This window comes from Nocardioides sp., from assembly GCF_050699375.1.
Classification (GTDB): Bacteria; Actinomycetota; Actinomycetes; order Propionibacteriales; family Nocardioidaceae; genus Nocardioides.
Genome location: NZ_JBOHDN010000098.1, coordinates 1 through 10,169 on the forward strand (window position 1 = coordinate 1; position 10,169 = coordinate 10,169).

At 68.3% G+C, this 10,169-nt stretch carries 9 protein-coding genes, 2 tRNA genes, 1 other RNA gene and 1 pseudogene; 8 read left to right on the forward strand and 5 right to left on the reverse strand.

All coding sequences use genetic code 11. From position 1 onward, the window contains the following. Positions 1–9: 9 nt before the first annotated feature. Positions 10–97: transfer RNA gene (locus tag ACRDPS_RS06905), tRNA-Ser, on the reverse strand. A gap of 111 nt (positions 98–208) precedes the next feature. On the opposite strand from ACRDPS_RS06905, the gene ffs reads away from it, so the two are divergent. The 8 genes and pseudogenes from ffs (at position 209) to ACRDPS_RS06945 (ending at position 7,291) form a co-directional block, all read left to right on the forward strand. Then, an RNA gene (ffs, locus tag ACRDPS_RS06910) (signal recognition particle sRNA small type) lies at positions 209–299 on the forward strand. Between the two features lie 101 nt (positions 300–400). Beyond that, positions 401–2,653 (forward strand): DNA polymerase III subunit gamma and tau, encoded by a 2,253-nt coding sequence (locus ACRDPS_RS06915; RefSeq protein ID WP_431500888.1) that lies wholly within the window; start codon positions 401–403, stop codon positions 2,651–2,653. A 36-nt stretch (positions 2,654–2,689) separates the two neighbouring features. Continuing rightward, entirely contained in the window at positions 2,690–3,079 is a 390-nt protein-coding gene (locus ACRDPS_RS06920; RefSeq protein ID WP_431500889.1) for a YbaB/EbfC family nucleoid-associated protein, read from the forward strand. Between the two features lie 33 nt (positions 3,080–3,112). Beyond that, the gene (gene recR / locus ACRDPS_RS06925; protein ID WP_431500890.1) at positions 3,113–3,709 is read left to right on the forward strand and encodes a recombination mediator RecR; all 597 of its coding nucleotides are present in this window, start codon (positions 3,113–3,115) and stop codon (positions 3,707–3,709) included. 98 nt (positions 3,710–3,807) lie between these two features. Next, positions 3,808–4,395, forward strand: a complete 588-nt coding sequence (locus tag ACRDPS_RS06930) for a DUF5063 domain-containing protein (protein WP_431500891.1) — start codon at positions 3,808–3,810, stop codon at positions 4,393–4,395. 11 nt (positions 4,396–4,406) lie between these two features. Then, positions 4,407–5,717 (forward strand): annotated as a pseudogene (locus ACRDPS_RS06935) (aspartate kinase); the annotation flags it as partial. After that, positions 5,694–6,251 carry an ACT domain-containing protein gene (locus ACRDPS_RS06940; protein WP_431500896.1) on the forward strand — a complete coding sequence of 186 codons (558 nt, stop codon included), beginning with the start codon at positions 5,694–5,696 and terminating at the stop codon, positions 6,249–6,251. The pseudogene ACRDPS_RS06935 and the gene ACRDPS_RS06940, both read left to right, overlap by 24 nt. Next, positions 6,248–7,291, forward strand: coding sequence for an aspartate-semialdehyde dehydrogenase (locus ACRDPS_RS06945; RefSeq protein WP_431500892.1), 1,044 nt, complete (start codon positions 6,248–6,250; stop codon positions 7,289–7,291). Before ACRDPS_RS06940 ends, ACRDPS_RS06945 begins: the two co-directional genes overlap by 4 nt. 266 nt (positions 7,292–7,557) lie before the next feature. Here the strand turns inward: ACRDPS_RS06945 and ACRDPS_RS06950 are convergent, their stop codons facing one another. From ACRDPS_RS06950 to ACRDPS_RS06965, 4 genes are all read right to left on the reverse strand, one after another. After that, positions 7,558–8,544, reverse strand: a complete 987-nt coding sequence (locus ACRDPS_RS06950; RefSeq protein WP_431500893.1) for a hypothetical protein — start codon at positions 8,542–8,544, stop codon at positions 7,558–7,560. A gap of 52 nt (positions 8,545–8,596) precedes the next feature. Next, positions 8,597–9,055, reverse strand: coding sequence for a nitroreductase family deazaflavin-dependent oxidoreductase (locus ACRDPS_RS06955; RefSeq protein ID WP_431500894.1), 459 nt, complete (start codon positions 9,053–9,055; stop codon positions 8,597–8,599). A gap of 72 nt (positions 9,056–9,127) precedes the next feature. After that, positions 9,128–9,201: transfer RNA gene (locus ACRDPS_RS06960), tRNA-Pro, on the reverse strand. Positions 9,202–9,273: 72 nt separating this feature from the next. Then, positions 9,274–10,169, reverse strand: an 896-nt coding sequence (locus ACRDPS_RS06965; protein ID WP_431500895.1) for a metallophosphoesterase, incomplete at its 5' end; no start/stop codon positions are given.

A 10,169-nucleotide genomic window follows, 5' to 3' on the forward strand; every position in this document is an offset into this window, starting at 1 on the left:
TTTTCCTGCTGGCGGATCTGGGGGGATTCGAACCCCCGAGGGCGTTAACCCAACCCGCTTTCCAAGCGAGCGCCATAGGCCACTAGGCGACAGATCCGTGGTGGATCCTACGCGGCTGCGTACGCCTGGAGGAAATCGGGGCGGCTGCCCCGACATGCTCGTCGCATCGCTTTGGGATCGGCGAGGGGACTCGTCTAGACTCTTCCGCAACCCCCCATGTGGCGACATCTTGTCGAACCTCCCCAGGGCCGGAAGGCAGCAAGGATACGCGAGCTCTGTTGGGTGCGTGGGGGGCCTTTTCTTTCCCGCGGTGTGCTGCCAGGAGTGCGACAGAGCGCACTTCTGGCAGCACACCGCGCCTGGTCGCGAAGTGTCGGTGCGGGCGGATAGGGTCGTGTCTGTGGATGCACCCCTAGCTCTCTACCGCCGCTACCGGCCGGAGACGTTTGCCGAGGTCATCGGTCAAGATCACGTCACCGGTCCGCTGCGCAACGCACTGGCGGGCAACCGGGTCAACCATGCTTACCTCTTCTCCGGCCCACGCGGTTGCGGCAAGACGACCTCGGCGCGGATCCTGGCTCGGGCCCTCAACTGCGAGAAGGCGCCGATCGCGGACCCGTGCGGGGAGTGCGACTCGTGCCGGGACCTGGCCCGTGGAGGTCCGGGAAGCATCGACGTGATCGAGATCGACGCGGCCTCGCACGGTGGTGTCGACGATGCCCGTGACCTGCGGGAGAAGGCGTTCTTCGCGCCGGTCAAGAGCCGCTACAAGGTCTACATCATCGACGAGGCTCACATGGTCTCGACGCAGGGCTTCAACGCGTTGCTCAAGCTGGTCGAGGAGCCGCCGGAGCATCTGCGGTTCATCTTCGCGACGACCGAGCCGGAGAAGGTCATTCCGACGATCCGGTCGCGCACGCATCACTATCCGTTCCGTCTCTTTCCGCCCAAGCTGGTCTCCGACTACATCTCGACGCTGTGCGAGATGGAGGGGATCGACGTCGAGCCGGCGGCGCTGCCGCTGGTCGCCCGCGCGGGCGCCGGGTCGATGCGCGACAGCCTCTCGGTCATGGACCAGCTGCTCGGTGGCTCGGGGCCGGACGGGGTGACGTACGACCTCGCCGCCGGGCTGCTCGGCTACACCCCGGACGCGCTCCTGGACGAGGTCGTCGATGCCTTCGCCGCCCACGACGGGGCAGCTGTGTTCGGCGTGATCGACAAGATCATCGAGACCGGTCAGGACCCGCGGCGATTCACCGAGGACCTGCTCCGCCGGCTGCGCGACCTGGTCATCGTCAAGGCGGTCCCGGACGCGCCCACGACCGGGCTCATCGATGTATCCCAGGACGGTGGCGAGCGACTGGTCGCCCAGGCCGGGCGCTTCGGGCCACACGATCTCTCCCGCGCCGCCGACGCGGTCGCGACGGGTCTGACCGAGATGCGTGGGGCCACCGCGCCCCGGTTGCTTCTGGAGCTGATCTGCGCCCGGGTGCTGCTGCCTGCCGCCGATGGCGCCGACGGTCTCGCCGCTCGCCTGGACCGTCTGGAGAGGCGGGTCGAGATCAGCGGTACGCCGACGGTGACCGCTGCTCCGATGGCGGCCGCTCCGGCGCAGGACCGGCCGGTGCTCAAGCCGTCCGTCGGTGCACCGGGGCACGAGGTCGCCGCTCCGGCGCATCCGCAGGCCGAGGCATCGCAGTCGTACGCTCCGTCCCCGGAGCCGGAGCCGCCCCGTGAGCCCGAACCGGCACCGGTCGCCGAGCCGGTTGTAGCACCGGTCCCCGTCGCCGACGCACCTGCAGAGCCGTTGTCGCAGGGATGGCCCGAGCCGCCCGCCCAGTCCGAGCCCCAATCGCAGCCCCAGCCTCAGTCGCAGCCTCCGGCACAGTCGCAAGGCGCCACCATGGGCAACGCGCCGAGCGAGGGAGTGACTATGCGCAGCATAGACATCCGGCGCCTGTGGGATGACGTGATCGCCCAGATCAAGGACCTTCGACGGGCGACCTGGTCGTTGGTCGGCCAGAACGCGCAGGTGGTCGACTTCCGTGACGGTGTGCTCACCATCGGGTTCGCCTCGCCGGGGCTCCGGGACCGGTTCGCGACCGGTGGGCACGAGCCGGTCCTGGGCCAGGCGCTGGTCAACGTGATCGGCATCCAGCCGAAGATAGAGGCGATCGTCGCCGGCGGTGGCCAGGGCGCTCCGCAGCGCCAGTCTCCGCCTCCGCCCCAGCCCCAGCAGCCGACGCAGCCGCCGGAGCCCGCTCCGCCTCAGCAGCAGCCAGAAGCCTCCTGGAACGAGTCGGCCCCGCCGCCCGACTGGGCCACCGAGCCGTCGCCTCCTGACCAAGGCCCGCCGGTGGATGCTTTCCCGAGTGGCGTCCCGACAGACTCGCCCAACGAAGCGGCCCCGCCCAGCGACGCTGTCTCGGTCACCGACGCCGGCTCGATCGCCAAGGCACGCGAGGCGATCCGCCCGACGCGTACGGCTGACTATGAACCACCCGTCGACGACCAGGCAGTCCGCCTGGCAGAGGCGGATGCGGCGGTGAATCCCAACGATCAGTCCTACGACGGTCCGGCCACGATGGGGGCGGAGGACCTGCTCGCTCGGGAGCTGGGTGCAACGATGATCGAAGAGATCCCTCACAACTAGAGCCCCAAGGCTCGACCCAACCCAAGGACGGGACAGATGACGAACCCTCTCGAAGGCCTCGGCGGAGAAGGCGGCTTCGACCTCAACGCGATCATGCAGCAGGCCCAGGCGCTGCAGAGCCAGATCGTCGACGCCCAGGACAAGCTCGCCGAGACGATCGTCGACGGCACCGTCGCCGGTGGCGCGGTGACCGTGAAGGTCACCGGCACAGGTGAGCTGGTCGGCGTGGAGATCAAGCAGGGCGAGTTCGACGGCAGCAGCCCCGACGACCTCGAGGACCTCGGCGCGGTGATCGTCGCGGCCTACCGCGAGGCGAAGGGCAAGGCCGACGCGCTCGCCAGCGAGACGATGGGCCCGCTCGCGGGCGGCCTCGGTGGGGGACCCGGCGCCGCCGGCGGCGAGCCCCCGTTCAAGCTCGGCTTCTAGACCCGAGCACCAGACAGAGAAGGCGACAACAACTTGTACGAGGGTGTGGTCCAAGACCTCATCGACGAGCTGGGACGGCTGCCGGGCGTGGGCCCGAAGAGCGCCCAGCGGATCGCATTCCACCTACTGCAGGCCGATCCAGCAGACGTACATCGTCTGGCCGCGATCCTCAACGAGGTCAAGGCGAAGGTGAAGTTCTGCTCGGTCTGCTTCAACGTCTCCGAGGAGGAGACCTGCCGGATCTGTCGTGACCCGCGCCGGGAGCAGTCGGTGCTGTGCGTGGTCGAGGAATACAAGGACGTCGTCGCGATCGAGCGCACCCGCGAGTTCCGGGGGCGCTATCACGTGCTCGGTGGGGCGATCAGCCCGATCGACGGGATCGGCCCCGATCAGCTGCGCATCCGCGAGCTCGTCCAGCGGCTCAACGACCCCGGGATCACCGAGGTGATCCTCGCCACAGACCCCAACCTCGAGGGCGAGGCGACGGCGACCTATCTGACTCGCCAGCTGAGCCCGCTCGGCCTGAAGGTCACCCGTCTGGCCAGCGGTCTTCCGGTCGGCGGCGACCTGGAGTACGCCGATGAGGTCACCCTCGGGCGTGCGTTCGCCGGGCGCAGAGCGGCTGATTAGCTCCTGAGCGCCTGCTAAGAGCCGTCTCTTTACCCTCGTCAGACCGTCATATCGGCGGTAGCCTGACGATCCAAAGGGACCTCGGGAAGGGGGCCGTCATGACGAACGACTTGACCGGCAAGGACTTCGCCACCAGCATCGCCGACTCGGTGGAGAGCTTCTTGCTCTCGGTGCGCGCGATCGCTGCCGACGGCGATGGTGGGAGCGCCGTCCCGATGCTGCTGCTCGAGGTGAGCCAGATCCTCCTGGCGGGCGCGCGTCTGGGCGCGCAGCAGGACTTCGAGCCGCGCGAGGAGTTCCAGCCCGACGTGGGCATGGAGGCCGACGTCGACGAGCTGCGGATGGGGCTGGCCGAGATGTTCGGCAACATCGACACCTACAGCTTCGTCTTCGACCCCTACAGCCCCGACGTGGTCGACAGCCAGATCTCCGACGACGTCGCGAGCCTGGTGACCGACCTGGAGTACGGGCTGCGCCACTACCGTCTCGGTGACGTCGACGAGGCGCTGTGGTGGTGGCAGTTCAGCTACGTCAACAACTGGGGCAACCTGGCGGGGGCGGTGCTCAACGCGCTGCTCACGGTGGTCGCCCACGACCGCCTCGATTCGGAGCCGTTCACCGGTGAGGACGAGGACCTGGCTGCCGCAGATGAGATGCTTGAGAAGACGGCAACATCGGCAACGTAGACTTTCCCGGCGTGGGAATCGTCGTTCAGAAATATGGTGGCAGCTCTGTCGCCGACGCAGCAGGCATCAAGCGGGTCGCTCAGCGAGTGGTCGCGACCAAAGAGCAGGGCCACGACGTTGTCGTGGCCGTCTCTGCCATGGGCGACACCACCGATGAGCTGATCGATCTGGCCAACAAGGTCTCGCCAGACGCGACCGCGCACGCGCGTGAGTTCGACATGCTGCTCACCTCCGGTGAGCGGCAGTCGATGGCGCTGCTCGCGATGGCGATCAACGATGTCGCCAACGAGCGCGGGCTGGCGTACGAGGCCCGGTCGTTCACCGGGTCGCAGGCAGGTCTGATCACCGACGCGCAGCACGGGCGGGCCAAGATCCTCAGCATCACCCCGGAGCGGATCCAGGGAGCCATCGCAGATGGTGCGATCGCGATCGTCGCCGGCTTCCAGGGCGTCTCGAGGGACACCAAGGACATCACCACGCTGGGCCGAGGCGGCACGGACACCACCGCGGTCGCGCTGGCCGTGGCGCTGAACGCCGACGTGTGCGAGATCTACACCGACGTCGACGGCGTCTTCACGGCCGACCCGAGGATCGTCCCGACCGCCCGGAAGCTGAGCGTGGTGGCCTTCGAGGAGATGCTCGAGCTGGCGGCATCCGGGGCAAAGGTGCTCCACCTCCGCTCGGTCGAGTTCGCCCGGCGTCACAGCCTTCCGATCCACGTACGCTCCTCGTTCTCCACCCTCAACGGCACCGTGGTCAAGGGCAGCATCGACGCGGTCTCGCCGCAGGCGCACGAGGACCACCAGCCCGGTGGAGATGCCGGCATGGAGGCACCGATCGTCGCCGCCATCGCCTACGACCGCAGCCAGGCGAAGATCACGGTCGTCAACGCGCCCGACCAGGTGGGTGCCGCCGCGAAGGTCTTCGAGATCATCGCCGGGGTTGGCATCAACGTCGACATGGTTGTGCAGGACACCTCCGCGGCCGGCACCGAGCGCACCGACATCTCCTTCACCCTGCCGCGCGACGATGTCGAGCGCGCCGGGAAGGCACTGGAGCTGGCGCGCGCCGAGCTCGGCTTCGAGCGGGTCAGCACCGAGCCGCTGATGGGCAAGGTCTCGCTGATCGGCGCGGGGCTGCGTACGCAGCCCAAGAAGATCGCCGACTTCTTCTCCGCGATCGCCCAGGCCGGCGTCAACATCCAGATGATCTCCACCTCCGAGGTGCGGGTCTCGGTCGTCGTCGGCGACGACGAGGTCGACCGGGCCGTCGAAGCGGCCGCGGCGAAGTTCTCCGACGTGGACATCGAGAAGGTCTCCTACGGCGCCGAGCCCGACGCCGGTACGCCGGAGATCGTCGGCGTCGCCCACGACCGCGGCGAAGCCAAGATCACCCTCGTCGGGGTCACCGACGAGCCCGGCGAGGCTGCCCGCATCTTCGACACCCTCGCCGACAACGGCATCCACATCGACATGATCGTCCAGAACGTGTCGGCGGAGGAGACGCGGCGGACGGACATCTCGTTCACCCTGCCGCGCACCGACGTCAAGATGGCGCGCGCCGTCCTCGGTGACATCCAGAGCGAGGTCGGCTTCGCCGACCCGATCGCCGACGGGCAGATCGGCAAGCTCTCCATCGTCGGTGCCGGGATGCGTACGCATCCGGGGATCACCGCGCGGTTCTTCGCCGCGCTCGCCGCCGAGGGGGTCCTCATCAGGATGGTGTCGACCTCGGAGATCCGGGTCTCGGTGCTGGTCAGCGCCGACGACCTCGACCGCGCCGTGCGCGCCACACACAGAGCATTCGGCCTCGACAGCGACAGCGAGGCCATCGTCTACGGAGGTACCGGCCGATGAGCATAAACTTGGGAATCGTAGGAGCCACCGGGCAGGTGGGCGTCGCCGTACGCCAGATCCTGCTCGAGCGCGGCTTCCCGCTCGGCGAGGTCCGTTTCTTCGCCTCGGCACGTTCGGCCGGCAAGACGATCGAGTTCGGTGACCGTTCGGTGGTCGTCGAGGACGCTGCCACCGCCGATCCGTCGGGGCTCGACATCGCGATCTTCTCAGCCGGCGGTGCGACCTCGAAGGCCCTTGCCCCGAAGTTCGCCGACGCCGGTGTGATCGTCATCGACAACTCCTCGGCCTGGCGCAAGGACCCATCGGTCCCGCTGGTCGTCTCCGAGGTCAACCCGTCGGCGATGGCTACGGTCATCGAGGCCCGACGGGGCATCATCGCCAACCCGAACTGCACCACGATGGCTGCCATGCCGGTCCTCAAGGCGCTCCACGACGAGGCCGGTCTCGAGCGTCTGATCGTCTCGACCTACCAGGCGGTCTCGGGTTCCGGCGTCGCCGGCGTCGAGGAGCTCGTCAACGGTGTCACGGCCGCCGAGGACAAGGCCCGCGAGCTGGCGTACGACGGATCCTCCATCGCGTTCCCGGAGCCGTCGACCTACGTCGACACCATCGCCTACAACGTCCTTCCCTACGCCGGATCGCTTGTCGAGGACGGCCTCAACGAGACCGATGAGGAGCAGAAGCTCCGCAACGAGTCCCGCAAGATCCTTGACCTGCCTGACCTGCGGGTCTCTGGCATCTGCGTCCGCGTCCCGGTCGTCACCGGTCACTCCCTGGCCATCAACGCCGAGTTCTCCTCGGCGCTGACGCCTGAGCGCGCGGTGGAGATCCTGGGCGACACCGCGGGCGTGGAGCTCCGCGACATACCCACACCGCTGCACGCCGCCGGCAAGGATCCCGCCTACGTCGGCCGGATCCGCAACGACGAGGGCGTACCCGACAACCGCGGCCTCGCGCTGTTCATCTCCAACGACAACCTCCGCAAGGGCGCAGCACTCAACACCGTCCAGCTCGCGGAGTTCGTCGCCGCTGCCCTCTGACGCCGCCCCCGCGGCGAGACGTCAACTCTGCAGGCCGAGAAGTCACGTACGCAGGCCGAGAAGTCAGTCCTGCAGGCCGAGTGGTTCTCATTGACGTTTCGGCCTGCGTAGGTGACGTCTCGGCCTGCAGTGGTGACGTCTCGGCCTGCAGAGTTGACGCTTCGGCCTGCAGAGCTGACGTTTCGGCCCGTGTAGGTGACGCTTCGTGGCAGCGCGGGTGATGTCTTGGCCGGTGGGGGTGAGGTCTCGGCAGCGGGGCGAGCGTGTCAGTCGATGTAGTTGGTGGTGACCCAGTGGGCGAGGGCGTACGCGGCGGCGCTGAGGAACACGACGACGATGACGCCCCAGGCGTGGTTGAAGACCTCGGTGAGGAAGAGCATCGAGAGTACGGCGACCATGGCCGAGCCGAGGAAGCTGATCGTGAACGGCGACCGGGCCGAAGCCAGGCGGAGAAGGTAGCCACCAACCACGACCGCGAGCGCGAAGACAGCGATGAGGATGATCGCGCCGCCGTCGCCGAGCGACGAGGTGCCTCGGGTCCACTGGCTCACGGCGCCGCTGAACCAGACGGCCAGGGCCATGAAGGCGCCGACGATGGCGCCGATCATGACGGCCGCGGACAGGCCGGTCGGGATGCCGATGTTCAGCCGGCGCTGGCTCGGGTCTCTGGGCTGCTTGGGTGCTTTCGGAGGCCTTGATGCCTTGGGCTCCTTGGCGGGCCTGGGCTTCTTCGCAGGTCTGGGCTTCTTGGCGGGCCTGGGCTCCTTGATGGGCTTCGCCGCCTTCTGGCCCCTCTGTTTCTTCGGCGCCTTCTCGACAGCGGGCTCGGGGTCGACCGGGTCGGCGACGGACGGAGCCTCCTTCTCCAGTACCTGAGTCTTCTCGCCCTGGGCGGTCGCGCTGGTCGACTCGAGCGGAGCCGTCTCGGCCGCGGCAGTCTCAGCCGGCGCGGTCTCAGCCGGCGCAGTCTCGGCCGTCGCGGACTCAGAGCGGGCTGTCTCAGCGGAGGCGGCCTCAGTCGGGGCGGTGTCAGCCGCGCCTGCCACAGACTCGGCTGCCTCGGGCTGGGCTGCCGCAGACTCGGCTGCCTCGGGCTGGGCTGCCGCAGACTCGGCTGCCTCGGGCTGGGCTGCCTCGGGCTGGGCTTTGCTCGGAGTCGCCTCGGACTTCGCCTTCGCCGGCTTCGCGCCCCCACGCTTCTTCTTGAAACCGAACGACGGCGCAGCGAGCTTGTCGGCTGGGTCGTTGCTCATGAGGGGCAGTTTCGCATGTCGCACCCCACAAATGAACTCAGGACAATTGAACTCAGGCGCGAGTCAGACGGATGACCGGGATCTCGCGGTCGGTCTTCTCCTCGTAGCCCCCGAAGTTCGCGGAGGAGTCGACGATCGCTGCCCACGCGCGTGAACGCTCCTCGCCGTGCAGCTGGTCGGCGGCCACCGGGATCGTCTCGCCGGCGAGCTCGATGGTGATCCGGTCGGGGTTGGCGGCGACGTTGTAGTACCACGCCGGGTTCTTCGCCCCGCCGCCGGCGGAGGCGGCGACCAGCCAAGTGCCGTCGTCGCCGGGGAACCAGGCAAGCGGCGTCGAGCGGGGCTCGCCGCTCTTCTTGCCGATCGTGGTGAGGACGAGCAACCGCATCCCCGCCATCTTCGCGTCCTTCTTGCGAGCCCGACTCATCATCAGGCCATTTGCCAGCTTCAGGAACAGGTTGGCAGAGGGCTGCTTGGCGCCACGGGTGCCGTTGCGGGTGTCGAAGCTCATGCGTCGAGATTACTCCGCCAGAAATGAGCTCAGGCTCGGAGATCTTCGTGATCTCCGAGCCTGAGCTCGATGTCGGGTTGACAGGATTTGAACCTGCGGCCCCCTCGTCCCGAACGAGGTGCGCTACCAAGCTGCGCTACAACCCGAATGCTGCACCGATCAACGGCCCAACGAAGAATGAGCATAGCCCAGACGTCCGCCCCAACCGTAATCGAGCCCTACCGTCGAGAAGACCCGCGCGGAGTGAGCGTCAGGAGGGTCGCCTCGGGGCGGCAGGCGATGCGGATCCGCGTGTAGGGAGAGGTCCCGAGACCGGCCGAGACATGAAGCCACGCCTGCCGTCCACCGTGGGTGTGGGTGTGCAGTCCGCGCACACGCTCGGGCTCGAGATCGCAGTTGGTGGCCAGCGCCCGCCCGCCGGGCAGACAGATCTGTCCGCCGTGGGTGTGACCGGCCAGGATCGCGTCGTAGCCATCGGCGGTGAACTGGTCCAGGACCCGCAGGTAGGGCGCGTGCGCGACCCCGAGGCGTACGTCCGCGACCGGGTCCGCGGGGCCGGCGACCGCGGGCAGGTTGTCGAGGCGAAGGTGTGGGTCGTCGACGCCGGCGAAGGCGATCTCGACTCCCTTGACGGTCAGCGATGAGCGGGTGTTGGTGAGGTCGAGCCAGCCGGCCTTGGAGAAAGACGCGGACAGGTCCCGCCACGGGAGCTCAGGGACGTTCGTACGCCGCTTGCCCCGGTCCGGCAGCAGGTAGCCGATGGGGTTGCGCAGGCCCGGTTCGTAGTAGTCGTTGGACCCGTGCACGAAGACGCCCGGCACATCCAGCAGCGTTCCCAGCGCGTTGACGACGGCGGGGACGGCACGACGATGGGCGAGGTTGTCGCCGGTGTCGACGACCAGGTCCGGCTTCAGCGCGGCCAGCGAGGCGATCCAGTCGAGCTTCTTGTGCTGCGAGGGGACCACGTGCATGTCCGAGAGATGCAGTACGCGCATCGGGTCCGCGCCCTCGGGGAGCACGGGCAGTCCCACGTGGCGCAGAGTGTACTGACGGGCCTCCCACAGGGCGTACGTCGTCATGGCCGCGCCCGTGGCGAGCCCGGTGCCGAGAGTTG